The organism is Rhizobium sp. BK456, assembly GCF_014194045.1.
In the GTDB taxonomy this organism is placed as follows: domain Bacteria; phylum Pseudomonadota; class Alphaproteobacteria; order Rhizobiales; family Rhizobiaceae; genus Rhizobium; species Rhizobium redzepovicii.
On sequence record NZ_JACIAO010000010.1, the window covers coordinates 1 to 24,993 of the forward strand.

19 protein-coding genes and 1 pseudogene are annotated in these 24,993 nt (G+C 56.0%); 14 read left to right on the forward strand and 6 right to left on the reverse strand.

Annotation, left to right across the window (positions count from 1 at the left end):
* Together FHX03_RS24945 and FHX03_RS24950 are read left to right on the forward strand one after the other, a co-directional pair.
* Positions 1-948 (forward strand): NADP-dependent isocitrate dehydrogenase (locus FHX03_RS24945; RefSeq protein WP_183855949.1); only part of this gene is annotated, 948 nt, incomplete at its 5' end.
* A 61-nt stretch (positions 949-1,009) separates the two neighbouring features.
* Positions 1,010-1,715: pseudogene (locus FHX03_RS24950) on the forward strand (IS5/IS1182 family transposase); the annotation flags it as partial.
* 85 nt (positions 1,716-1,800) lie between these two features.
* Here FHX03_RS24950 and FHX03_RS24955 read toward each other — a convergent pair.
* The 4 genes from FHX03_RS24955 to FHX03_RS24970 are packed head-to-tail and all read right to left on the reverse strand — an operon-like array spanning position 1,801 to position 6,528.
* The gene (locus FHX03_RS24955) at positions 1,801-2,766 is read right to left on the reverse strand and encodes a sugar phosphate isomerase/epimerase family protein (protein ID WP_127431447.1); all 966 of its coding nucleotides are present in this window, start codon (positions 2,764-2,766) and stop codon (positions 1,801-1,803) included.
* A gap of 17 nt (positions 2,767-2,783) precedes the next feature.
* Positions 2,784-4,493 carry an ABC transporter permease gene (locus tag FHX03_RS24960; protein WP_127431446.1) on the reverse strand — a complete coding sequence of 570 codons (1,710 nt, stop codon included), beginning with the start codon at positions 4,491-4,493 and terminating at the stop codon, positions 2,784-2,786.
* Positions 4,490-5,494 (reverse strand): ABC transporter ATP-binding protein, encoded by a 1,005-nt coding sequence (locus tag FHX03_RS24965; RefSeq protein ID WP_127431445.1) that lies wholly within the window; start codon positions 5,492-5,494, stop codon positions 4,490-4,492. Before FHX03_RS24965 ends, FHX03_RS24960 begins: the two co-directional genes overlap by 4 nt.
* A gap of 50 nt (positions 5,495-5,544) precedes the next feature.
* On the reverse strand, positions 5,545-6,528 hold the full coding sequence (locus FHX03_RS24970; protein WP_245007026.1) for an extracellular solute-binding protein: 984 nt from the start codon (positions 6,526-6,528) through the stop codon (positions 5,545-5,547).
* A gap of 128 nt (positions 6,529-6,656) precedes the next feature.
* Here FHX03_RS24970 and FHX03_RS24975 point away from each other — a divergent pair, with 128 nt between their 5' ends.
* Positions 6,657-7,847 carry an ROK family transcriptional regulator gene (locus tag FHX03_RS24975; protein WP_244604858.1) on the forward strand — a complete coding sequence of 397 codons (1,191 nt, stop codon included), beginning with the start codon at positions 6,657-6,659 and terminating at the stop codon, positions 7,845-7,847.
* Positions 7,848-7,966: 119 nt separating this feature from the next.
* Here the strand turns inward: FHX03_RS24975 and FHX03_RS24980 are convergent, their stop codons facing one another.
* Positions 7,967-9,226: an ROK family transcriptional regulator gene (locus FHX03_RS24980; RefSeq protein ID WP_127431443.1), complete on the reverse strand. Its 1,260-nt coding sequence runs from the start codon at positions 9,224-9,226 to the stop codon at positions 7,967-7,969.
* Positions 9,227-9,513: 287 nt separating this feature from the next.
* Between FHX03_RS24980 and FHX03_RS24985 the strand changes: the two genes are divergently transcribed.
* The 6 genes from FHX03_RS24985 to FHX03_RS25010 all read left to right on the forward strand — a co-directional run bounded on the left by FHX03_RS24985 (position 9,514) and on the right by FHX03_RS25010 (position 17,215).
* Positions 9,514-10,968, forward strand: coding sequence for an ABC transporter substrate-binding protein (locus tag FHX03_RS24985; RefSeq protein ID WP_127431442.1), 1,455 nt, complete (start codon positions 9,514-9,516; stop codon positions 10,966-10,968).
* Between the two features lie 71 nt (positions 10,969-11,039).
* Positions 11,040-11,969, forward strand: a complete 930-nt coding sequence (locus tag FHX03_RS24990; RefSeq protein WP_127431441.1) for a carbohydrate ABC transporter permease — start codon at positions 11,040-11,042, stop codon at positions 11,967-11,969.
* Between the two features lies 1 nt (position 11,970).
* Positions 11,971-12,804 carry a carbohydrate ABC transporter permease gene (locus FHX03_RS24995; RefSeq protein WP_027681768.1) on the forward strand — a complete coding sequence of 278 codons (834 nt, stop codon included), beginning with the start codon at positions 11,971-11,973 and terminating at the stop codon, positions 12,802-12,804.
* Positions 12,805-12,831: 27 nt separating this feature from the next.
* On the forward strand, positions 12,832-13,857 hold the full coding sequence (locus FHX03_RS25000; RefSeq protein WP_127431440.1) for a Gfo/Idh/MocA family protein: 1,026 nt from the start codon (positions 12,832-12,834) through the stop codon (positions 13,855-13,857).
* 78 nt (positions 13,858-13,935) lie between these two features.
* Positions 13,936-15,102: an ABC transporter ATP-binding protein gene (locus FHX03_RS25005; RefSeq protein ID WP_183855951.1), complete on the forward strand. Its 1,167-nt coding sequence runs from the start codon at positions 13,936-13,938 to the stop codon at positions 15,100-15,102.
* A 181-nt stretch (positions 15,103-15,283) separates the two neighbouring features.
* Positions 15,284-17,215, forward strand: a complete 1,932-nt coding sequence (locus tag FHX03_RS25010) for a methyl-accepting chemotaxis protein (protein WP_183855953.1) — start codon at positions 15,284-15,286, stop codon at positions 17,213-17,215.
* A gap of 95 nt (positions 17,216-17,310) precedes the next feature.
* Here the strand turns inward: FHX03_RS25010 and FHX03_RS25015 are convergent, their stop codons facing one another.
* Complete coding sequence (locus FHX03_RS25015) at positions 17,311-18,585, reverse strand: ROK family protein (protein WP_127431437.1); 1,275 nt, start codon at positions 18,583-18,585, stop codon at positions 17,311-17,313.
* Between the two features lie 453 nt (positions 18,586-19,038).
* Between FHX03_RS25015 and FHX03_RS25020 the strand changes: the two genes are divergently transcribed.
* From FHX03_RS25020 to FHX03_RS25040, 5 genes are all read left to right on the forward strand, one after another.
* Positions 19,039-20,325, forward strand: a complete 1,287-nt coding sequence (locus FHX03_RS25020) for a DegT/DnrJ/EryC1/StrS family aminotransferase (protein WP_131702649.1) — start codon at positions 19,039-19,041, stop codon at positions 20,323-20,325.
* 134 nt (positions 20,326-20,459) lie between these two features.
* Entirely contained in the window at positions 20,460-21,131 is a 672-nt protein-coding gene (locus FHX03_RS25025) for an HAD family hydrolase (RefSeq protein WP_127431435.1), read from the forward strand.
* A gap of 151 nt (positions 21,132-21,282) precedes the next feature.
* Positions 21,283-21,780, forward strand: coding sequence for a GNAT family N-acetyltransferase (locus tag FHX03_RS25030; protein ID WP_245515214.1), 498 nt, complete (start codon positions 21,283-21,285; stop codon positions 21,778-21,780).
* Between the two features lie 327 nt (positions 21,781-22,107).
* Complete coding sequence (locus FHX03_RS25035; protein WP_246622867.1) at positions 22,108-23,316, forward strand: glycerophosphodiester phosphodiesterase family protein; 1,209 nt, start codon at positions 22,108-22,110, stop codon at positions 23,314-23,316.
* A gap of 35 nt (positions 23,317-23,351) precedes the next feature.
* Complete coding sequence (locus tag FHX03_RS25040) at positions 23,352-24,434, forward strand: hypothetical protein (RefSeq protein WP_183855955.1); 1,083 nt, start codon at positions 23,352-23,354, stop codon at positions 24,432-24,434.
* The last annotated feature ends 559 nt before the right edge of the window (positions 24,435-24,993 follow it).

The following is a 24,993-nucleotide window of genomic DNA, read 5'->3' on the forward strand; positions in this document are numbered from 1 at the left end:
AAGGAAATGTGGAAGAGCCCGAACGGCACGATCCGCAACATCCTCGGCGGCGTCATCTTCCGCGAGCCGATCATCTGCAAGAACGTGCCGCGCCTCGTTCCCGGCTGGACCAAGCCGATCGTCGTCGGCCGCCACGCCTTCGGCGACCAGTACCGCGCCACCGATTTCAAGTTCCCCGGCAAGGGCAAGCTGACGATCAAGTTCGTCGGCGAAGACGGCACCGTCATCGAGAAGGAAGTCTTCAACGCACCGGGCGCCGGCGTTGCCATGGCCATGTACAACCTCGACGAATCGATCCGCGAATTCGCCCGCGCCTCGATGATGTACGGTCTGATGCGCAAGTGGCCGGTCTATCTGTCCACCAAGAACACCATCCTCAAGGCCTATGACGGCCGCTTCAAGGACATCTTCGAGGAAGTCTACGAGACCGAATTCAAGGATCAGTTCAAGGAAGCCGGCATCACCTACGAACACCGCCTGATCGACGACATGGTCGCCTCGGCGCTCAAGTGGTCTGGCGGCTACGTCTGGGCCTGCAAGAACTATGACGGCGACGTCCAGTCCGATACCGTTGCCCAGGGCTTCGGCTCGCTCGGCCTGATGACCTCGGTTTTGCTCACGCCCGACGGCAAGACGGTCGAAGCCGAAGCCGCGCACGGCACGGTCACCCGCCACTACCGTCAGCATCAGAAGGGCCAGGAAACCTCGACGAACTCGATCGCCTCTATCTTCGCCTGGACGCGCGGCCTGGCGCATCGCGCCAAGCTCGACGACAATGCCGAGCTTGCCCGCTTCGCCGCAACGCTCGAAAAGGTCTGCGTCGACACCGTCGAATCCGGTTTCATGACCAAGGATCTGGCGCGGCTGATCGGCCCCGACCAGCCGTGGCTCTCGACCACCGCCTTCCTCGACAAGATCGATCAAAACCTGCAGAAGGCCATGGCGTGAGCCGGCCTTTCCAAAATAACATCGAAGCGGCGGGGATTTCCCCGCCGTCAGATTGCTGCGAGTGTTCGACGCCCCGACGCTCAGCCCAGAACCGCCGCGGTTACAACGATAAATCGGTTGCCCGGGACATCTTCGATTACATCGTCGAACAGGCGATCGGCCACGGGCTGGTCGGCACGGTGGCGTTACACGGATTCGACCCATCTGAAGGCCAATGCCAACAAGGGCGAATACGATCTTGCAATGGTCGAGAAGTCGCGCGCCGACTACTTGGCCGATCTGGATGCGGCGATCGAGGCCGAACGCAAGCTGCACGGCCAGAAGCCCTTGAAGGACAAGGAACGCCGGCCGGAGGTGACGACGACTAAGGTTACGCGCAGCGTTCAGACAGCGGCTATATGGTGCGCGACGGCAGGCCGAAGGGCTTCTTCTCTCTCGATCATCGCACGATGGACGGCAAGCTCGCCATCATCACCGATACTTATGTCACGCCAGCCAATGTCCACGACTCGATCGTCTATCTCTCAAGGCTCGACCGGCAGCAGACCCGTTTCGGCTTCGATGTCGGCGCGGACGGGCTGGATGCCGGCTATGCTACGCCGGGCATCGCCAAGGGCCTGGAAGACCGGCAGATCCTTGGCGTCACAGGCTATCGCAATCCCACTCCGCCCAAGCCCGTCATGATGCGCAAGTCGACGTTCGTCTTCGAACCCGAGACCGATGGCTATCGCTGCCCTGAAGGCCATTTGCTGACCCATTCGACGACACCGACGAAGCCGACAGATTCTTTGGTCTAAACTGTTCATCCATCTGGACCGCGGAACGGTTCAAACGTCAACGCTGCTACCTTTGTCACGACGTAGTGAAGAATTGTCGAGGGCAGGCGCATTCGCCATCACTGCTTTTCCTCTCGCGCGCCTCGGCTACCATCTCCTCAAGCCTAACAGCAACACCGTGAGCGCGGCGATAGTAGGCGGATTCTGGTATCCCATACCGGTCAATTGGCGTCTCGAAGTTGAGCGGAGTCTGATAAGGAGTTGAGGCGATCGCCGAGGCGATCGTGTGCCAATCTAATCGTCCGTCGAATGGCAAGAGATGGTCATCCACTGCTCCGAAATTGTCGTGAATGTGAGTAGCAATGACGCGATCCGCGAAACGCTCAAGCACGCTGAGCTTGCCTGGCTCGATCAGTTCCCAGTGACCACAATCGAAGCAGACGCCGATGAACTCCTTGCCGTATCGAGCGAACAGCCGATCATAGAGGTTGAGGAAATTCTGGGCGTTGGCGCAGAGGAGAGTTTCCGCGGCAATCTGGACGCCCTTTTCGACGCAGTAAGGCCTGATTTCGTCGAGAGACTGGAAAAGGGGGTCGAAGAACGCTCGTTCGGCGGCTTCGCTGCCGAAGACGTTGTCGTTGATATCGATGTGCAGAACGATATTGGGGGACTGGAACGCGGCCGCCAGGTCGACACGGTTACGCAACAGCTCGACTCCGCTGCGGCGCTGCCATTCATGCGGCGACAGGAAGTCCTTGCGCGTCTCCATCGCGAAAGGGCCAGGGTTTTTGTAGCCGATCTCGGTGATAGGATTGCGGCCATTGCTGGCATGAACCGAGTGCACTTTCAGCCCAGCATCGGCCACGATCCTGCTTGTAAACTCGATCTCGGCGTCGGCCAGCCAGTACGAACTGCCGGAGTCGGGATTCCAGTTGATGTGTGTGAAGCCAGCTTCCTTAATGAGGGTGAGCGAGTTGCGAATGCCTTCGTCGTACCAACGCTCCTGGTGCGGCCAATGCCAGACGGTGATGCAGGTATCCAATGGATCAGTCTCCTGTTCTACAATGTTGTGGTTTCTGGACCTTTGCCAAGGCCGATCCGCTCAGCCAACAGAATGATCGCCATTGAAAACACCATGATCAGATTGACGTAGACGAGGTTGAGGGCCGCCTGCTCAGGATCGACAGACAGCGAGCTGTCTACGATTGCAATCGGCAGCGGCTTGTTATTGACGTTGTATAGAAAGGCCGACAAGGGGTATTCCGACAGGAGATCGTTGAAGGCCATCCCGGCGACGAGGATTACAGTCGGCGCCACTATCGGCAGAATGATGCGGCGATAGCGATAAAGACCGGTGGCGCCCATCGAGCGGGCGGCCTCGTTATAGGCCGGATCAATTCCTACGAAGGCGGCCCTCAGGAACCTCACCATCAGCGGCAAGGCGACGATGGCGTAGCCAATCGGCAGGAGCCAGTAGCCGCCGAGGAGGACTGCGTTTCCAACGAGCGGGTTTGGCGAGTCAAAGGTGACGATCAGCCCGACAGCGAGCAGAATACTAGGAACTACCCATGGCAGGAAGAAAGTGATGTCCAGAAGGCGCGTCAGCCAACTGCGGCGGCCAAGAATAACCGGGACGGCAAACAGTGTAACGACGAGCGCCGCCGATACCGCGACAAGGCTCATCACTATGGAGTTGAAAAACGGAAGAAAGGCGCTGCCTTCGGTGAAGACGCGGGTATAGTTCTTCAGTGTCAGGCTGGATGGGATCACTTCGATGCCGATGCTCGCGGCAGGGGCGAAGGAGAAGAGTACGACAAGCGCGATCGGCACCGTATAGATAGCCACGAGAAGATAGGCAAACAAATGTAGCACTGCATTGCCGATGGGGCTGCAAATTTTGCGTAGCTGGATGGGCGCAGTCGCTTTCGCGCCGCCGACATAGGAGCCGCGCGCTTCGAAATATTGAGACAGCAGTATAAGCGCCATGAGACATAGTCCCATCATAAGCGCGAGTAAGGCGGCCATGTCGGGACGGCGCAGGCTGTTCAAGGTCAGCACCATCTGGCTCAGCATGTGGAAATCGCGACCGCCCAGCACCTGAGGGGCGGCGAAAGAGCTGATTGCGGTGTAAAGGGTGAGAAGGGTGACGGCGAGGAACGTCGGCATGATCGCGGGCAGTACCACACGCCACAGGATCGTATATTCCGAGGCACCCATACTGCGCGCAGCTTCGATTGTTGCGTAGTCGACGCGGCGCATCGCAGCGCGCAGAAAAAGATAGTAAAAGTTGGTCATCAGAAAGGTATGCGTGAAAAGCACGCCAAACCAGCCAATGAACCAGGCTTGCGGGAGGCTGGAGACGGCGGCCTTCACCAGATGTGTCACCGCACCGCTGGGACCATAGGTGAAGTTGTAGCCCGCCGCCGCAACGACACCGCCGAAGACCAGGGGCGTTGCATAGGCGATTTTCAAGAGTGCGCGACCGCGTACGTGAAAATATTCAAGGACGACGACCTGGAACATCCCGACAATGGTCACCGTAACCATGGTCGCTGACGTCATCCAAAGCGTGTTCCAAAGGGCAGCGCGCACTCTTCGTGATCTTGAAAGTTCGCTTGCGATCTGGCCGACCACCAGGCTGCCGTCCTTGAAAAAGGCCGCATGAAGTGACGCGACTAGCGGCAGGATCAGGAAGGTGATGACGATCCAGATCAGGGCCGCCACTCCGATCCAATAGACTACGCGCTCGACGGGCGCCGCGCGGTTCATCTGCCCGCTTCCTCGAAGATATGCGCCGAGCCCGGCCGGACCGTCCAGGACACGGTCTCACCGATTTCAGGTAACTCGTGCCCCATCCTGGCGGCCGAAATTAAGTGTCCGCCGGCATCCAGGTCGATGCGGCTGTGGGCGCCAAGAAATTCCACATGGCGGACGGTCGCCGGCAACCCGGCTTCTACCGCTTTCCCGACGAACACATCTTCGTGGCGGACAAAGATGCGCCCCTGAACGTCGCGGCCCAGAATTTGCGCGACAACCGGTGCGAGCAGTTCGTTGGCGGTGCCGATAAACTCGCAGATGAACGGCGTCGCGGGCTTTCGATAAAGAGTACGTCCGTCACCGATCTGTTCAACGCCACCGTTCGCCAGCACGACGATCGTGTCGGACATGGTGAGTGCATCTTCCTGATCATGCGTGACAAAGACCGCCGTGAAGCCAAATTCCTGCTGGAGCCTCTTGATCTCGCGGCGCATCGTCACTCGCACCTTGGCGTCGAGATTGGACAATGGTTCGTCGAACAAAAGCACCTTGGAGCCCGCGACGAGCGCGCGCGCAATCGCGACCCGCTGTTGTTGCCCACCTGACATGGTCGCGGGCTTCTTGTGCAGTTGCTCCGTAATCCCGGATGTTTCGGCGATCTGGGTGACACGCTTGACAATCTCGCCCTGCGGGATCTTCGCCACACGCAAAGCAAAGGCGATATTCTCGAAAGCCGTCATCGTTGGAAACAGCGCATAGTTCTGGAATACCATGCCGACGTTGCGCCGCTCCGGAGGCTCGATGGTAATATCTTTTCCTTCAAGAATAATCCGACCGCTCATGACCGGATGAAAGCCAGCCAGGGTCCTTAGGACGCTGGATTTGCCGCTGCCGGAAGCCCCGAGCAGAGCAACGAACTCGCCTTCGTGAATCTCAAGCGAGAGGTCGCTGATGACAACCTTGTCGCCATAGCCAATATGCAGTTTATCGATGATGAGGATCGGGGTCGGCATAAACATACTCCTGAGAAGCCTGGCGATCTGCGTCGCCCGGCCCTACATCCTCACCGGATTTCTAGCTCGATCTTCTGCAACCAGCCGTCCAGTTTGGGCGCGACGGCATCCCAATCGATCGGCTGCGCCTTGACTAGTTTCGCATTCGCCTGCACCTCTGGCGGTGATTTGGCCAACGCCGCCGGCAGCACCGGAACCTGACCGAATTTCTTGGCGTAGCCGGCCATGACATCGGCAGAGCCGAACCAGTCGACGAATGCCTTTGCCTGCTCCAGCTGATCGGTTCCCGCCATGATCGCCACGCCTTCAGAGATGACGGGCGTGCCACCTTCCGGGTCAATGACCTTGACTTGCATGCCGAGCTCCTTGGCGTCCTTGATGACGCCGCCGAACCAGTTCAGATTGATGATCGCACCGCCCGATTTGAAGGCTTCCTTGCGCGCATCGGCGTCATCGACAACGATCGCGTTCGCATAGAATGCGCCAAGAAAATCCCATCCAGCCTGAGTGACTTCGCCCTTGTCGTCGAGGAACCGGGCCAAGATGCCGGCAAGATAGACCCTTGTCGTCTGCCAGGCGGTGTTGCCGATGACGTATTTGCCTTTGTATTCGCCCCTTGTCAGGTCCAGCCAGCTTTTCGGCGCCCGCTCAGCGGCAAGCTTGTCAGACTCATAGGCGATGACGACCGGTGTGCTCCAGAATTTGTAGACAATGCCTTCCTTGTCCTTGTAGTGCGCAGGCAGGTCCGCCGCCCAGGCTGGTGTGTATGGCTGGAACAGGCCATTCTTTTTGAGCAGAGCCATAGACGCGTCGACCATGCCAAGTACGACGTCGGCCTGGGGGTTGTTCTTCTCGGCGACCAGCCGATCAAAAAGTTCTCCTCCGGGTGCGCGCAGAAACTGCACGTCGTGACCGGCGGCTTTAGCCTGGTCGATTATCCATTGAACGTTCTCTTCCCCCTGAGGTGAATAAACGACGAGACTCTTTGCCAAGGCCGGAGAGGCGATCGCGATCAGCACGGCGGCGAGGCTCAACAATCGTTTGATCTGGTGCATGGTGTTCTCCCATTTCATTTTGGCGGTCATTCCGGTTTGGCTTTCTTAAAGGATCCTCATGACAGATTAATTACATTGCGTAATTTAATATATATTGCAATAGCTGTTTGGCTGCTGACAATTTGACACTCTTGGAACCAATGGACCTTTCACGGAACGAACGACGACTGGTCGAACTGATTTTCGTAGGCAAGCAGATTGCGCGGGTCGACCTAGCGGAACGGTCCGGCATGACAGGTGCTTCTGTCACTCGGCTGATAGGTCGCTTAATTGAGATCGGACTTCTGATCGAGGTGGTCGAGCGGACCGGCGCCCAAGGCCAGCCTCGGCGCTTGCTGAGCTTGCGGGCTGACCGATATCTTTCCGCGGGAATAACATTCTCGGTCTCCCGAATGGAGGTAGCAATTGCTGATCTAGCGGGTAAGATTCTTACCTCCCGATCTGTAGACATCGAGACCAGCACAGCTTTGTCTGTGGCAGAGGCGGCGCAGGCTGCTATCGCAGCGATGCTGACCGATCTTGGCACGCCTAAAGATCGCCTTCTCGGGGTCGGCTGCTCGGTGCCCGGCAATTTCGGCACGATGTCGCACATCCTCAAGGCCCACAGCTTCTTCCCGGCTTTCGATGATGGTGAGGCGGACCAAGCTTTTAAAGCGACTTTCGAAGCGCCCTATTACATCGAGAATGATGGAACAGCTGCATCGCTCGGAGAGTATGTGTTCGGCGGACGCATCCCGCAGCCTGATCCGATGTTCTTCATTCACATCGGACACGGTGTCGGGGGAGGGGCGGTTATCGACGGGCGGCCGTACCGCGGTGTCAATGGAAACGCCTGCCTGCCCGGAGTTCTCTACCCGTACGACCAGCCGCGCCCATCCGGCCAAGACCTTTTTGCCACCCTCAACAGTGCCGGCTTCGCCATCCACGACTTCATCGACCTCGATCGGTTACCAGATAGCGCCGAAGCGGCGTTAGAAATCTGGATTGAACGCGCCGGAAAGCAGCTCAGCGAGACGGTGCGTGTAGCTACGGCGATGTTCGACCCCGCGCTGATTGTCCTTGGGGGACGGCTGCCAGAACTAGTGACAGACAGGCTGGTACGCGCAATTTCCAGTCAGCCAATCCTTGGCCCGTCGCGCGGCTTGGAGGCTGCCGCAGTTGAGGCCTCTCGACTTGGCCCTCGCGCCGGCGCGATCGGGGCGGCCTGCATTCCGTTCTTTGCCTCTCTCTTTTCCGCCGCCGTCGCAGACGATGGCAGTCCTTACCTTAACGGTCGCAAGCCCAAATCCCGACCTTAGAAAATTCGATAGCGCGCCTGAGTCTCTTTAAGAAGCCTACCGGACAGGCCTTGCCCGGCGCGAATCGACACAACAGGTCCGCAAGCCCCTTCGTTGCATATCGGTGTCGCTACAAAGCCTCAAATGACCAGCTTGAGGTGGCTGGATAAAACCAAACCGGCGGCGCCGCGCAGAGCCGTATGGCCTTCGCCGATACCATTCACCGTGATCGATATCTCCTGACCAGGTCTCTTCACCACTAGCTGCTCTACATGCTGCCTGATCAGCTCTGCTGCCTTCATTCCGCCTCCGGCGACGTCTCCATGAAGGACGTAGGAGTTGAGGGAGAGTGTTTGCTGCAGATTGACGATGCCGAAAGCCACGTTCCGTGTGTAACGGACGAGAAGCTCCTCTGCCGCATTCGAGCCTTCGTCTGCTTCCTTGACAAGCCTGGCACAGGTGATGCTCTTGGGATGCGGCAAGCCCATTCGGGCGGCTTCCTTTCGTAACCACGGAAGAGCAGCGACCGTCTCCCAGCAGCCGTGCTTTCCGCAGTTGCAAGGGGCACCATCGATCTGCACCACGGTGTGCCCGAGCTCGCCGCCGGATCCGGCGAGTCCACGATAGACCTTGCCGTCGATGAAGAAGGCGCCGCCGAGAACCTCGCCAGTATAGACCGCTGCGAAATTTTGTTGACCGCGACCGGGTCCGAACCATCTGTCCCCAACAAGCAAGGCACGGGGGTGGTGATCGATGGCAACCGGAAGAGAGAAGCGTTCTTGTAGTATTGCTACGAGGGGAAGTCCCGTTAGAACGGGAGCAAGATTGACGGTGAGAATGGTTCCATTGTCACTGTCGATCATTCCAGCAGAGGCCACGCCAATGCCAAACGGCGCCTGCTGGGCCTGAGACAGTGTGGCAGTAAGCGTCTCCGTCATGACCGCGATGAATGCTTCTGTGTCGCCATGCGTATCAAATTCAGCTTTCGCAACGGCCTTGATCTCACCGGTTAACGCCACGAGGCATGTTTGTATCGTGCCGGGCAGAAGGAGGACCGCGCCAAGCATCGGTGCATCGGGGTTAAAATAAAGCGGACGAGCCGGCTTGCCGCCTTTGACGTCGGAAGGCGACGCATCTCCCTCAATAAGAAGCTGGTCTTCGATCATCGGCTGCACAATACCGGTTATCGTGGTCCGGTTGACACCTGCAAGTCGAGCGAGATCTGCCCGGCTTTTGGGTCCGTTGTCATATAAGGCTTGAAGGACGCGACCGCGGTTTATCGCTCCAAGCGCCGATTGGGAGACAAGTGTCACGTTACCGCCGTTCTCGCCGACGGCGACTTCTCTGCTGGCAGGGGTGCGCTGGCCCAACGAATAGGACGGCTGGCTCTCAAACTTCAATTCTCTTCTCCAATCTACCGGATCCTTTTAGCCCGTACATTATCGAACGGCCATACAACATAAGGCCCTTTCCGGTGATGCAAGCAGGACCTCGATGACAACCGCAGTACCGCGCCGGAATTTTCGCCGCGCCAACTTCTTGACACTATCATAAGTTTGTGCGAGGTACAAACTAACCGCTTACAAAAAGCACATTAGGGGTAACAATCTCAGTATCGACAAGCGGAAGCCCAGGGGCTGCGCTGAAGGGCCGGGGTTGGGATACGAAGCAACTGAGGAGGCTGTTTATGACAATCGATATCGGAAATATGTCGCGACGTGACCTGCTGAAAAGCGCTTCCGTCGCAGCTCTTGTGGCTGGCGCGGGATCATTGGCCATTCCACGGAGGGGTGCCGCGCAGGATGCGAACACCGTGCGCGTCCTGTCCGTTGAAGACCCATTTTTTTTCTCAATGAAGGCGCTGGTGCCAGAATACGAGAAGGAAACCGGCATCAAAGTCGAACTGGAGAGTCTCTCCTATGACGCCCTTCAATCGCGCCTCGTGTCTGCCTTTGTCGCCAAGACCTCCGACGCCGATGTCATCGTCGTCGACCAGATGTGGCTCGGGCAATATCTCGACAACGGCTGGATCATCTCGCTGAACGATTTTATTGCCAAGGACAGCGAATTCGACCTCTCCGACTTCATCCCCGAGGTCCTTTACTCCTCGAATATGTGGCGCGGCCAAGTTGGCACACTGCCGGTTGCCGCCTATGCGCAGGGGGTCATGTATCGCAAGGACGTCTTTGACGAACTCGGCATTGCAGCGCCGCCGACCGAGACATCGGAAGACTGGACCTGGACGAAATACATCGACACACTGAAGTCGATGGAAGGCAAATCATTCGCCGGTAAGCCGCTCTTTCCAACCGTCGTTTGCGGTTCCCAGCCGTCGCCGATCGTCCACATGTTTACGCAGGTGTCGGCAAGCCACGGCGCGAATTGGTTCAAATCTTTCCCGGCCGCTCCGTGGGATTTCTCCCCGCAACTGACGAGCCCCGCCTGGATCAAGTCTGTCGAAGTCTATAGGCAGCTCTACAAGTTGTCTCCGCCTGAAGCGATCAACTATGTTTGGTTCGATGCCGGCACCCGTTTCGCCAAGGGCGATATCGGCATGTTCTACTGGTGGACCCCGTACTTCTATCTAATCAAGAACTCGGGCTACATGACCGGCAAAAAGTCGGACATCATGGATAAGTACGTAACGGCGGCCTTGCCGAAGGCCGAGGGCGTGCCTCAGACGGTTAGTCTCGGCGGCTGGAGCCTTGGCATTCCATCGAGTTCCGAAAGGCAAGAAGCAGGCTACGCCTTTATCAAATGGGCGACCTCGAAAGCCACGCAGAAGAAAATGGCCCTCTGGCCGGACCTCAACTACCAGTTCTCCGACTTTGCGCGCATTTCGCTCTATCAAGACGAGGAAGTCAAGGCGATCTATCCTTACCTCGATGTGCAGTATGCGATGATGAAGCAGGGCAACGGCAAGATCACACGCCCGCCTGTCCCTGGTTACACAGCCATCGAAAGCGTGTTGGGTCTCACATTGAACCAGCTTCTGACCGGTAGCGAAGAGCCGAAGACCGGCCTCGAGCGCGCCAACAGCCTGTTCGAGAGCATCCTGAAGGGCAATCTCATGATCCCTTATCAGAAGGATAGCTACACAGATACTCTTGATGGGGCCAAAGCCCTGATCGCCAAGAACTAATTAGAGTTCTCCTCGGGCCGGCGCGAGAGCGATCGCGCCGGCAGCCAAGTGAAGAAGAACTGGATCTGGCAATGCACACGACTACTGTTTGCTCTCCGCGAGCCCTCGGGCCCGCCCGGAAGAGCTTTATCCGACGAAACCTGCCCTACTTGCTGATTGCGCCTTCGGTGGTGATGCTGCTCGCTCTGATCGCCTACCCCTTGCTGTTTGCCCTAAGATCGAGCTTCTATTTCTGGAACCTGCAAATCGGCCCGGAGCCGCTCCAGTTCATTGGGTTCGAGAATTATGTGCAGGCCTTCAACGCTTTCGACTTTCGCGCCGCGCTCACCAATACCCTGATCCTGTCGATCCTTGGCACGGCACTTGAGTTCACGTTTGGCCTGGCGATCGCGCTCATTCTGCTCAAGGCACTGCCTGGCATGAACATCGTGCGGGCCCTGCTGATCCTGCCAACAACGATCGCGCCCATCGTCGTCGGCTTTTTGTTCCGCTACCTCTATGATCCCGGCGGTGGCCTGTTGAGCTGGGTGTTGCAGTCGCTCTGGCTCCCCGTTCCCGCAGAAGGAATTCTTGGCTCGCCATCGACAGCACTCGCGGCGATCCTCTTCGTCGACATCTGGCAGTGGACACCGTTCTTTGCAATCGTTCTCTATGCGAGCCTTTTGGCCGTGCCGGACGAGATTTTGGAGGCCGCACGCCTGGATCGCGCGTCTGCATGGACGATCCTGATGCGGATCAAGCTACCGCTGATCAAACGCACCGCAATCATTATCGTCATGCTGCGCTTCATGCAGATCTTCAACACCTTCGACACGGTGCTTGTGCTCACGCGCGGCGGACCGGGCACGTCTACACGCACCCTTGGATACTCACTCTACGAACAGGGCCTTGTGAACTTCAACATCGGACTGGTCAGTGCCATGACCTGGATCACCGTGCTGATCGTCAACGTCATCGTTGCACTGTACGTCTTCTTCGCGTTCCGAAACGAGGAGTGGTAAAATGTCGCGCCGACACACGAGCTTCAACACGGCACTCACCTACGCCGCCGGCCTCCTCTTCCTGGCAATCTTCGTCGGTCCGATCCTGTGGTTCATCGCCCTTGCGATCCGGCCGGCCGAGACGGCGTTCACCATGCCGCCGCAACTCACATTCGAGCCCAATCTCGACGCATTCCGGCACATCCTCGTCGATCCTGGCACCAACGCGCCGCAACTGGTCAACAGCCTCATCGTCGCGATCGGTGCTGTGCTACTCAATCTGCCTTTTTCGGTTCCCGCAGCCTACGCGTTGTCCCGTTTCAAGCTCCGCGGCAAGAAGAACATCATGTTGTGGTATCTCGGGCTGTTGATGGCCCCGCCGGTCGCGTTTCTGATCCCATATTTCATCCTCATCACGCGCATTGGCCTCCAGGGTTCCTACTTTTCGATGATCCTGGTCCTACAGACGCTGACGATCCCGTTTTCCGTCTGGTTGATGAAGAGCTTTATCGATGAGGTGCCAGTGGAACTGGAGGAAGCTGCCCGGGTGGACGGCGCCCGTTGGTACACGATCATGTTGCGGATCACGCTACCGATCGTTCGTCCTGGGATCATTGTTACCTCGATGTTCGCCTTCGTGTTCGCGTGGAACAACGCCGCTTTTCCGCTGGTGCTGAGCTCACGCTCGACCGCCACCCTTCCGATCGGAACACTTGGGTATTTCGCAACGAGCGGAGTGACCTGGAACTACATCGCCGCCGCCGCAGTGCTCGCGATGATACCTCCGATGATCATCTTCCTTGTTTTCGATCGATACGTCGTACGAGGCCTCACCTTTGGTTCGGTGAAGGGCTGAGCTTTCCTTTATGAATGGAGTAATGAAATGAATAGACTGCGAATGGGCGTCATCGGCGCCGGTCTCTGGGGCGGCAATCATGCCCATACCTTTAATGTCTTGCCGGAGACCGATCTGGTCGGCGTCTGCGATCTTGATGAGGGCCGGGCGCTGAAGATGAAGGAAAGCTACAGCGCAATGCAGGCCTTCACCGACTACCAGAAGCTGATCTCAAGCGATCAGATCGACGCCATCTCGGTCGCAACGCCTGACTTTACCCACACGCCGATCATTCTAGCGGCTCTGAAAGCCGATAAACACGTGTTGAGCGAAAAGCCGCTTGCGACGACGGTGCGTGAAGCCGAGGAAATCGCTGCGGCTGCCGCTAAGTCCAAGGGCAAGCTGATGATTGATTTCCACAACCGTGTGAATCCGATCCTCGCCCAGGTTCGTGACATGATCCAAAACGGTCAGATCGGCTTGGCCAAACACGGGACCGCGCGTCTTTCGAATACGACATTCGTTCCGCTCGAAATGCTGAGCTGGGCTGCAAAGTCTTCGGCACTCTGGTTCCTGGGCAGCCACCTCGTCGATGTCCTACGTTTCATTCTCGCAGACGAAGTCGTGCGTGTTTATTCGGTTGCCCGCTCGGGTACCCTATTTGCCGCCGGCGTGGATACGAAAGACTTCCATGTGTCGGTGCTTGAATTTTCCAAGGGCACGGTCGTGACCATGGAGAACAGCTGGATCCTGTCGCGTGACAATCCTTCGCTTGTTGATTTCAAGATCGAGTTCGTTGGTGAAAAGGGCCAGGTCCAGGCGGACCCCACCCATAATGGCGGCCTGCGCAAGATCGTCGACGGCGGACTGAAATACAATGACTACATCGGCATAACACCAACCGGCGCGACACGGATCGGCGGTTTTGTCTTGGAATCCATTGCCCGCTTTGTCGATAGCGTCGTGCGAGACGCTCCGCTGCTGGCAGATGCGCAGGACGGTCTGGCAAACACAAAGATCCTGGCGGCGATCGAGGAATCCGTCGCGACCGGCAAGGCTGTGAACATCGGCTAAAGCCGGAACCAAAGGCGAGGGGCATGTCCGCACAAACGGTGCGGCTTGCCTCCTTGAAAAATGCGGGAGTACATAAAAATGGCGTCCATGACCTTCGACGGGATCGGCAAGACCTTTCCGGACGGGACCGTTGCCGTTGCGAATGTAAGTTTTTCGGTCGCGGACGGAGAATTCGTCGTGTTGGTCGGCCCGTCGGGTTGTGGCAAGTCGACACTATTGCGGATGGCAGCGGGTCTTGAAGCGCTCAACAGCGGCCGGCTGCTCATGGATGACGCTGACGTGACGGAGACAGAACCCCAGGACCGGGATATTGCGATGGTTTTTCAGAACTACGCGCTTTACCCCCATATGACCGTTTACGACAACATGGCCTTCGGTCTGCAGCAGCGAAAAATGCCCAAGGACAAGATCGACAAGCTGGTTCGCGACGCAGCGGAAATGCTTGATCTTACCCGTTATTTAGAGCGCAAGCCCGGGGCATTGTCCGGCGGTCAGCGCCAACGCGTGGCGATGGGCCGGGCGATCGTTCGCCATCCCATGGCGTTCCTGATGGATGAGCCTCTTTCCAACCTGGATGCCAAACTCCGCGTGCAGATGCGCGGCGAACTGAAGCTCCTTAATCAGCGGCTCGGCGTCACAACCCTTTATGTGACCCACGATCAGGTCGAGGCTATGACCATGGGCGATCGTGTGGCTGTGCTGAAGCCGGTGTTTAATGGACAGGAGAGTAATCTTCAGCAGATCGATACGCCGCAGATGCTTTACGACAAGCCGTCCAATCTGTTCGTCGCGGGGTTCATCGGTTCGCCCGCCATGAATTTTGTTCGGGTCGAGCTGACGGCGGAAGGCAGGTCGCTAAAAGCTGCGGTAACTGGAACGAAAATATCCTTCTCGGTCCCAGCCCAGGGGGCACTGTCGGCCTTCGCCGGGCGACAAGTCATTGTTGGAATTCGCCCAGAGATGTTTAAGGTTTGTCCCGAGGCCGAGGCGTTGTTCAACGAGCAGATCCCGGTTGCCGAAGCGCTTGGAGCCGACACCTTCGTGTTCTTCGACATCGCGTCACCGTCGGTCAATATCAACGATGCTGAAGATACCGAAGACTTTCTCAATAAGGGTAAGAACCGGCTCGTGGCGCGTATACCACCGGCGCTGACGCCTCGACCCAATCAGGTGCTGCCATTGACTGTCGACCTGGAGAAATTGCACTGGTTCGATCCAGTAACCGGGACTGCGATCCGCGACTGACAGAAAGTGCACTTACTATCGCCATTGGGGTTTCAACTCTTTTCTCCTGCCCTCCCAGGCAACTTGGCTGTCGTCGATTACGAGGTCGGCGGCAGCCATTTTTTTAAAACCCGAGACATCAAACCATCAGAATCTGAACATCCATCTGCCGTAAGTGATCCCGAGCTTAGAGGAGTGGCCTGTGAAACACGTTTCCATTGTCGGTAAGTTCTTTATCATCGTGGCTGTCTTCGGCATCCTGGCACTCGGTCTGACGTTCTATCAGAACCGGCAAATGCTGAAGGTTAACGACAGATATCAGGAGCTTCTCGATAGAGATGCATCTGCAGCACTACGCTTGACCCAGTCGAACCGAAGTCTGGAAACAGCGCGTGCCAGCATCAGCGACATGGTGATGACACGGTCGAAAGAGGCGAGGGCGCGCGCTGAAGCTGGCTTGAATGACGCACGAGAAAACTTCGTCAGGTTCATGGATCTGGCGATCGCTGCAGTTCCTGAGCAGAGCGAACTGCCGAAGTTGAAGGCGGATGGATTCTCCGTCCTGACCGATACGTGTGGTGCAGCCATCGCAGTTGGTCGCGGCGCAACTAGTGAAGCCGAGCTTGCCATGGTGCAGCAACTCTATCTCACTCTTTGCCAACCCGCCTTTGCTGCTGTCTCACCGAGATTCACATCCGTCACGGAAAAACTCGCTTCGGACGCAGAGCAAAAGCGTGGTGACGTTTCAAGCGTTGTCCGTGACACGTCCGTGCTGAGTTTGGGAACAGCTATTGTGGCACTCTTCGCTGTCTCGTGCTTCGGCTTTCTCGCAATTCGCTCCTGGTTGGTCAAACCTATCAAGCAGATGGTTACGACAATGGAGGTCATAGCCGACGGCGATCTCATTTCGACTGTTAAGGGAACGATTCGCCGCGACGAGATCGGATCGATGGCCCGGGCAGTACAGATATTCAAGGACAACGAGTTACGGGCGCGCGATTTCGAAAAGGATGCAGAGACAAGCCGTGAAGCAAATGAGATTGAACGTGCGCGTCTCGCCGAGACCGAGCATCGGCGAGCGCAGGATATGGCGGAGGCAACGTCCGGGCTTGCAGAAGGCCTAAGGCATCTCGCCGACGGGAACCTCCTGTTCAGCCTCGACGACAAATTCGCCGACGACTTCGAACCGTTACGGGCGAATTTCAATGCTGCCGTTGCCCAACTCGCTGAGAGCTTGAGAGCTGTGTCGTACGCAACTGAATCGATCGATGGCGGGGCGCAGGAAATCAGTTTGAGCGCGCAGGACCTGTCACGCCGCACAGAGCATCAGGCTGCTTCACTGGAGCAAACCGCCGCCGCTTTGGATCAGATTACCCAGAACGTCGCCCGTTCCTCAAAGCGCACAGCGGAGGCGCGACATGTTGCGATCGAGGCAAACAAGTCGGCGCGCCACTCCGGCGAAGTGGTCTCAAGCGCTGTGGCAGCAATGCAACGCATCGAACAGTCATCCTCGCAGATCTCCAGTATTGTGGGGGTCATCGACGAAATCGCGTTTCAGACCAATCTTCTGGCGCTCAACGCAGGCGTCGAGGCGGCACGATCCGGCGAGGCAGGAAAAGGTTTCGCGGTGGTTGCCCAGGAGGTGCGGGAGCTTGCTCAACGCTCCGCGCACGCAGCAAAAGAAATCAAGAATCTTATCCTCAATTCGGTTGATGAGGTCAGCAGTGGCGTCAAGCTGGTCCGAGACACCGGCGAAGCACTCAAGATTATCATTCAACAGATAGTCCTGATCAACACTCAGCTTGATGCCGTCACCGCCGCTTCCAACGAACAGTCCGCAACCCTTTTTGAGGTCAACCGGACAGTCAATCAAATGGATCAGGTTACGCAGCAAAATGCAGCCATGGCCGAGGAATCCACGGCTGCAAGTACGGCACTTGCCATCGAGGCAAAACAGTTGCGCGGGATTGTAGCGGAGTTTCAAATTGAGAATGCTCTCTCTGAGAGGCAGACCAGTCAAACCAACCCGGAGACAGCGTCAATGTCTTCGCCAGCAAGCCGGATGCTTGAAGAGGTCGCGAACGCACTCGGCACAGTGAGTGACCGTCGAGTTGCAGATACATCCCGGCAATGACCGCGGACCGCCTCAGGTCGTTCCCAGATTGCTTCAAATGGAGTCCATTTTTGCCGCCACTTAAGAAGCTTCCGAAGGATCTGTAGCGGATGTCATTAGATGACGAAATTCAGCAATTCAGAAAGAAGAAGACTGGCGGCACCGCGTAAAGCCGCCAGGCATTCGCTGTCTCCGAAAGCAAGGGCAATTTCATCACCCGGGCGATGGAATACCAATTCCCGGAAGCTTTCCTGGATTAAATGAAGCATCGGGTTTCCCCCTCGTACGATGTCGCCGTGAATAATGATGAAATTGGGCGCCATGAACTGCTGGAGGTTCGCCAGACCGACCGAGATATTGAACGCGTAGTCGCGAAGTAATTCTCTTGCGCCTGGGACATTGTCGTTGGCCAGAGTCAATAATCGGCTCACATCCAATGAGTGAGGTTGTGGCAGCCGCCTGACCTTGGCCTCGTCTGCTAACCACTTCGAGCTGGCAATTGATTCCCAGCATCCGCGTCGGCCGCACTGGCATAACCGACCTTTGATGTCTACGGTCGTATGACCGATTTCACCGCCTGCACCTGCGGATCCCCGATAGAGATGCCCATCAAGGTAAAGCGCTCCACCCAAAGTCTCGCCGATATGGACCGAGGCGAAGTTTCTCCGACCGCGGCCTTGCCCAAACCATCGGTCTCCAACCAGCAAAGCTCTGGTATCCTGATCGACACACACGGTAACTCCAAATCTTTTGTGCAACTCGGCTTCGAGGGGTAAGCCGTCCAGGAATGGCCCGAGACTGACGGTCACAATTGTGCCCGTCTCCGTATTGATCGTTCCAGCCACTGCTACACCTATCCCTAAGATCGGCTTGCCAGATGCGATAGTTTCTTCGACACAGGTGCATATAATGCGTGAGGCGTCGGAGGGGTGTGTTAGGTTCTTCGGAAAATCGGCGGCGTGTTGAGCATAGACCTCGCCCTCCAAAGAGACCAAACACGCACTCACGCGGTCGTGCAGCAGGAGCACCGCGCACATAGGTCTTGCATCCTTGGAAAACCATAACTTGGTAGCTGGCTTGCCCCCTGTTTCGTTCGGAGGTATCACTTCTCCTTCCGCAAGAACACCCTGATCGATCAGGGGCTGCACAATCCCTCCGATAGTTCCTCGAGTCACACCGGTAAGGCGGGCCAGATCTGCTCTGCTAGATGGCCCTATGTCGTACAAGGCTTGCAACAATCGGCCCCGATTCGCGGCGCCCAAGGTTCCCGTTGGAATCAATCTTTGAGCCAGTACAATACCCTTAGTGCTCTCATCAATATGGTGATCGTCAGGACTGCCCTCGCGTTCTCCCAGTCGATGAGCTTCGTGTCTTCTTATCAAGGATTCCATAGCATCCAATCCTGTTGCCGAATTCCATTGCCACCAACGGCCAGTACTAGCGGAGGGCGACCTTTCGCCATTCGGTGGGGCTCGGATTATGAGCTGGGGTGGCAATGTGCTGTTGGTCCAACGCTTCTTCAATCGGCACCGGGCGTTACGGGAAACTTTGGCCGGTTCCCGTCCCCAGCCTCATTCAGTGATCTCAGTTGTCCGGCCAGCCGTTAAAAAACTATTGAAATTTCCAACGTGCTCCGCACAGAAGCTGACCAAAGTGACGCCTTAAGCGCCCGTCCGCCAATATACAACAAATATTCAGTAACATACTTATTGTGCCCGCCTGCTCCTAATCTACTTTAAAATATACTTTGTGATATACTGTAATTTAGCTACCAAACGTGGGAAAGCAGTGCTAGCGTTTGTGTGGGCTGATCAGCATTCTAGTGAGCATGATTGGAGAACGTGATGAACGGATTCGGTGCACTACGGCTCATAACTCGCAACACAACTGGTGCTTTCTCAGGCGAGAAGCTCGCCGTTTTCGGTGGGAAGCCTGTGGTCCCCCAGGGACGTGTTACACCTTGGCCCGCCGCGGAGAATAAGCACTTGCATGCACTCCAAGGTGTTGTGGATGGTGGAAGGTATCACCGCGTTAACCACCCAATCGTGAGCGATTTGGAACAAGATCTTGCAAGCTGGACTGGGAAGTGGCAAGTGCGCGCTGTCGGCAGCGGAACGGCGGCCATTCACATCGAGCTCGACTACGTCAAAGAGCGAGGCGAGCAAGTTGTTACCGCGGCACTGAATTGGCCAGGAGCGGTAGGACCAATCAAAATCAGCGGTCTCGAACCCGTCTTCGTTGATGTCGACATGAACTTGGCCGGGATTGATCAGCGCGCGGCCGCTGAAAAGTTCGGCCCTAATGTAGCTTCAGTTTTAGTCACTCACCTTTTCGGAAACAATGTTCTCGTCCCCGACGCGAGGTCTGCAGCGCGAGCTCAAGGCATTGCTGTGATCGACGACATCTGCCAATCAATCGGCGCCGCGAAAGCAATCGTCGGCGGTGCGCATCTTGATGCAGACGCGCTCGCTCTATCCGGAAACGGCGCCAAGCACCTTGGGGCCGGCGAACTGGGATTTGTCATTACTGAGGACGCCAACTTGATTGCACATGTTGATCGCGTATCGCTGTCCAGCTCGTCTCGAAGTGGAGCGCGAATATTCTCGCCCTATTCCCAAGGGTACAACTACAGGCCGAACGTATTCTCGTCATCTATAGCGAAGCTGCGGGTAACAGAGATGGATACGCAACTGCAAATCCGAAGAGACAATTGCAAGCTTTTGTGGGAATTGATCGGCGAACTTGTGGGCATATCTCCTCTCTTCAACCCATCCGACTGCGACCATTCGATGCTCAACTTTCCCCTCCGGATCGAACCTGAGGCGCTTGGCTTCGCACCCGGCCCGGCTGCAAGGGATTTCGTGGTCAGGTCTCTGCAGGCCGAAGGCGTGCCTATCTGTGTTTGGCTCACGAAGCCCGTATTCGAATATCTTCCGGACATTTGCGACAACTGGAAGGCCGCCGATTTCCCGAACACAGTGAAACTGTTGGATACGATGTTTTACGTCTCGGAGATTGCGCCACCCAACAATGGCGAATTGATGGAGCTTTATGCAGAGGCGTTTCACAAGGTTTGGAATGCTCTTCATAAGCAAGGCCCGAAGATCGCCGCAGGAGCAATTTCCGGCTGAGCACCGCGCATCAATTTCCCAGTGCCGCAATGGTCAACATCCGATCGGATACAATCCTACCCTGCTCAATGCCTGGAAGATTGAAAGCTGGAACTGGGACAAAACTCAGAGTCATTCTATAATGAGGACTGCTTATGTCTTTTTCAAAAAGTCCGGAACTACTGATCTTCGACTGCGATGGGGTTCTCGTCGATAGTGAGCTTATTGCAACTGCGGTGCACATCGAAGCTTTGGCTAAATTCGGCTACATCATATCGGCTGAAGAGTATAACGATCGCTTCATAGGGATGACTGACCAGCAAAGTTATTCAGTCATAGAATCCGAGGGCGACTTACGCCTACCGGAGGATCATCATGAATGTGTGATGGCCGAAGTTGCAAAACGATATCCTCGCGATCTGCGTGCAATCAGCGGCGTTCGGCAAACCTTGGAGACCATTAATTTAAAGAAGTGCGTGGCGTCGAACAGCGATGCTGCAAAGCTTTCCTTGGCGCTTAAAGTCACGGACCTACATGATTACTTTTGGCCCCATGTCTTCAGCGCTTCGCAGGTTGCGAGTGGTAAGCCTGCGCCGGATCTGTTTCTGTTTGCAGCAGATCATATGAACACACCGGCTAGCAGTTGTCTCGTTATTGAAGACAGCGTTGCTGGCACTCAGGCGGCGGTGGCAGCCGGGATGATGGTGATTGGCTTCGTAGGTGCTTCGCATTGCCTTCCTGGGCACGGAGACAAACTGATGGAAGCAGGTGCCACTAAGCTGTTTAGCCGCATGACCGCGTTGCCACAAATCTTAGCAGGTTTGTGATCACGCTGTTGCGTGCTGGCGACCCGTCTTGAATCGCGGCGTCACCGTGCAGGATATATCGTGAGGTCCGATAGCTCACTAGTGCACGGGCTTCACCTCAAGTTGACCGATCGTCACGCGATTGCTCGGCCCGCCAAAAAATGGAGACACTATGACCGAGAAAGCAATGGTAGCTGGAACTCCGGTAACGATCGAGTACCTAGAAAGATTTCCGAATTTCATTTCCATTTGCGCAAGTTGGTCTTTCGGACAATGGGGTTGTCAATCAAATGGCTCGTACGAACAAACGCGAGGCGAGTTTGAAGCGGCAACAAAAAGCTCGATGCCGCTAACACTAGTCGCCATCGAAAACGCGTTGCCAGTAGGAATGGTCACGTTGGCTGATCGTGATTTCGATGGAAAATCTCATCTATCCCCTTGGCTTAAGTCGCTTTTTGTCCATCCATTTCACCGCAAAAAAGGAATAGCCAGGTTGTTGATCGAGCGGCTCGAGCACGAAGCATCGTGCCTCGGTTGCAAGAGTCTTTATCTGACAACAGAGGACGCGCAACTTCTTTACGAGAAGAGCGGCTGGCGGGCAATTGATCACGTCCAAACATCGTATGGCGAAGCGGCGTTAATGAAGAAAGCCCTGCTTCCTCTCAACTGAGGCTACGCTAGGACGAAATAATTGCGCCGGAGCTCCAAGCTGCTTTCATGACAACTCTCTCAACGCTTGAGCACGCGACGTCGCGACGTGGCAACGCAGCGCCCTGGGTGGAAGCTGATTTATGGATCATCTTGATGTTGAAGAGCGTGTTATTGCCGGCACATCGCAGCGATAGTGGGCCGGCTAAAAACTTCCTCGCACTACGGGCACCCCCCAGGATTTCGCTCCCCCAAGCCTTGCTGTGATGGGCTGTTGCAAAGGCCGCACGAACAAGCCGTACAAAGTAGCGAGCTACCCAAAATTCTCATCGAAAGGTTTTGAATCTTTATGGACACCAGCAACAATGTGGCATCAGTGCTTGTGAATTTTTGTTTCTCGCGTCTCGGTTACCTCGGCGGCCGACGTGATCTGCGTGCATCGCTCACTTTAACTTCTCTTCTTGCTTTCGGTATTCCATCCTACGCCGCAGCAGAGGCGCTACTTCCGGTAAAGCCTTCACCATATGTTGTAAGTGCGATTACAAGAAACATGTTCAAGCTGCCGAAACCCGATGACGACTTGGTCCTGCTATCTGCGCATCGCGGATCTTGGGAGATCTATCCTGAGAATTCAGCCTATGCCTTGCAAGACGCCTGGAATTCGCAGATTGAGAGCGTGGAGGTCGATGCCCGCTTCACCGCAGACAAAGAAGTCGTTCTATCTCACGACTACAGGATTGAGCGCGAGTCAACTGGAAGCGGCCTATTATATAATCAGAACTTGTCGCAGCTACGACAGGCCGATCTACGGGACCGACATGGCCGCGTTTTTAAGGATTCACAAGGGCGAAAGGCGAAGTTCCTAACATTCTCCGCCGCGCTCGATCTACTCGCCGAATATGTTTCCGATGATGGTCATGGGTACGTGATGATCGTCGATATCAAGGCGGCAGTCGATGATCAGGACCCTACTGATCCCATCGAGCTCATGCAACGCTGCCTTGACATTCTCGCGAGCAAGGGAAATGCGAAACTCAGCAAAGCCGTTGTATTCAAGCTCAAAGCAAAGGATGCGGCGGATGTCGGCACGATTCTAAATCGGACAACCTACGACCCTAACCTCATTGGCGGGCTAATTGTCGTCGAAAACCCGGATGACGAGAATGTGAAGGATTCCAGCTATGATCCCCACGAGGATCCAATCTACGATCAATGGAATGTGGCGCCGTTCTCCATTCAGTTTGAAATGAACCAATTCTATAAAGGTGACGGTCTGCAGGCATATTTCGACTATATCGACCAGCAGCGGGGCTTCGCCACCTATCATGAAAGTAACTACTTTCCAGAGGGCGTCGCAAACAGCGCCGGAAAATGCTGCTTCGAGCACAATACGGATCCGAAATCGACCGCTCAACGAGGGATCGTACCAGATTACCGGGGAGATCCTGAGATGGCGGTCGTCAATCGTACCAATCTTATCACCACTGATTGGCCCGACGTAGTCGGCGATATGTTGCGCCAGATACGGCGCCGCAACACCTCCGAGCTCACTCGTTAGAGCAAGACCTCCGCTTTCAAAAAGGGAATGTTTTGATGAATAATGGAATAAAAATCTTCCTATTGTTTTCCACGCTGGGCTGTCTTGTCGCTGGAGAAGGGCAAGGGGCATCATGTACCAATGAAGCCAATTGTCTTAGAAGCGCGTCGGAGAAGGTATCTCAGACGCTCACACCGAAGGTAGTGCCCATTTTCGGGGAATTTCCAAAGCTGTACATACACGACTCGGCGGCAGAAGCGGATTATCCGGTGCCCGAAGATACGAAGCAGGCATTTGACTTCTATACCAACAAGACTTCCTTCAACCTTCCACCGCGCACGTCAATCGAGACTAGTCAAAGCGCGTCGATCAGACCAGACACGGGGTTCACTGTCCTTTTGGTCGAAAAGACCCGTGAAAATACCGTTCCTAATGGCGGCAGCGCCTTATCGCTTCTAAGTTCTAATTCGAACGATGCTTACCTATCATTCGCGTTGGGAGCGACGCCCAATCCGAACGGTCAGAAGTGGTCTTTCGCGAAAAGCCTGCTTCAAAGCAACATGGCGTCTATTGCATGGTGGCAGAAGCCCTGGGACATGAACGTCGTGGGGCCAACAGGGGCATTCTCCGGCACTGAGTGGATTTACTATACCTTTACTCCAGACGGCAAAGTTCGCATGGACCGTTTTGCGCCATACACATATTTTCTAGCGTTTACAGCTTACCAGTGGGATGAGGCAGTGCTCGACAGTGGGTTCCCGCATTCTCCTTTCAGCTCTGGTACGCCAACCGATCGTCCGAAATCCGTCATTTTCGGATCGGTTGGCCCATGGGTTATTGGCGCTGCAGCAGTGCCCGGTCAAACATCGCCCATGATTGAGCCAATTGAGGCGCTACCGGGATTTGAGGGAGTGACGATATTCTCGACCCCCTTGTCGATGAAAGAAGTCGTAGCGTATCAGAATTCCCTAAAGAGAAGCGACTTTCTCGACGTCAACATGCTGCCCTGCAACAGCGGCCAGTACCTTTCCGGCGAGATAAGGACTCCTTGCGGCACGGCTCGTCCTGGCAATCCTCCGTCGAATGTAAAGTCGGTGGCTGGTGATGCGATCCGCACAAATATCGAACGCTTTGAATAGCGATGTTGGACGACTCTCATTTGTTCCAACGGCGATCAGGCGGCATCAGTTTCAGCTACCGCGATGCCGCAATCCCGGTCGCTTGCCAACCGAATGTCTGACCAGATCGGGCAAAGATGGTGACCACTCAAGCGTGGAAATCGTCGCGCTAAGATATTCTAGAACTCTAGCAGGATTAAGCCGTCTTCAATTTCTTGAGCATTGCAGTAGTGAGATTTTCTCCGGCGCGGCCCCAGGCGGCCGGCGTGCGATCCTCAAAATCGTGTCGACAGCGAGGCCGGTTTCGCGAAAGCCTTTTGAGTTCGCTCAGCGACTTGAGCGTAGGTCCTCGTCCGGCCCTTATTCATCTCTGGCCCAGCCCTTGCTGTCAGCTGTCTTCGCGAGGAGGAATGCATAACAGCTGCTGATCTCGTCGAGCTTTCTCACTAACTCGCCGTCCGATCCACCGAGCAAGGTTTGATAGCCCTCGCCTCTTGTTGACCTCTGCCAATCATTCCCAATAAAGCGCGCGGTCGCATTGCCGAGGGAAGAAACCCTTGGTTTAGGGCTGCCAAACGAT

What these genes read in the sequence shown, in the direction of transcription:
- FHX03_RS25020 (WP_131702649.1), top strand. Translation starts at nt 19,039, where the DNA reads ATGAACGGATTCGGTGCACTACGGCTCATAACTCGCAACACAACTGGT.
- FHX03_RS25015 (WP_127431437.1), bottom strand. Translation starts at nt 18,585, where the DNA reads ATGGAATCCTTGATAAGAAGACACGAAGCTCATCGACTGGGAGAACGC.
- FHX03_RS24960 (WP_127431446.1), bottom strand. Translation starts at nt 4,493, where the DNA reads ATGAACCGCGCGGCGCCCGTCGAGCGCGTAGTCTATTGGATCGGAGTG.
- FHX03_RS25035 (WP_246622867.1), top strand. Translation starts at nt 22,108, where the DNA reads ATGGACACCAGCAACAATGTGGCATCAGTGCTTGTGAATTTTTGTTTC.
- FHX03_RS24985 (WP_127431442.1), top strand. Translation starts at nt 9,514, where the DNA reads ATGACAATCGATATCGGAAATATGTCGCGACGTGACCTGCTGAAAAGC.
- FHX03_RS25030 (WP_245515214.1), top strand. Translation starts at nt 21,283, where the DNA reads ATGACCGAGAAAGCAATGGTAGCTGGAACTCCGGTAACGATCGAGTAC.
- FHX03_RS24995 (WP_027681768.1), top strand. Translation starts at nt 11,971, where the DNA reads ATGTCGCGCCGACACACGAGCTTCAACACGGCACTCACCTACGCCGCC.
- FHX03_RS25040 (WP_183855955.1), top strand. Translation starts at nt 23,352, where the DNA reads ATGAATAATGGAATAAAAATCTTCCTATTGTTTTCCACGCTGGGCTGT.
- FHX03_RS25000 (WP_127431440.1), top strand. Translation starts at nt 12,832, where the DNA reads ATGAATAGACTGCGAATGGGCGTCATCGGCGCCGGTCTCTGGGGCGGC.
- FHX03_RS24990 (WP_127431441.1), top strand. Translation starts at nt 11,040, where the DNA reads ATGCACACGACTACTGTTTGCTCTCCGCGAGCCCTCGGGCCCGCCCGG.
- FHX03_RS25005 (WP_183855951.1), top strand. Translation starts at nt 13,936, where the DNA reads ATGGCGTCCATGACCTTCGACGGGATCGGCAAGACCTTTCCGGACGGG.
- FHX03_RS25025 (WP_127431435.1), top strand. Translation starts at nt 20,460, where the DNA reads ATGTCTTTTTCAAAAAGTCCGGAACTACTGATCTTCGACTGCGATGGG.
- FHX03_RS24965 (WP_127431445.1), bottom strand. Translation starts at nt 5,494, where the DNA reads ATGCCGACCCCGATCCTCATCATCGATAAACTGCATATTGGCTATGGC.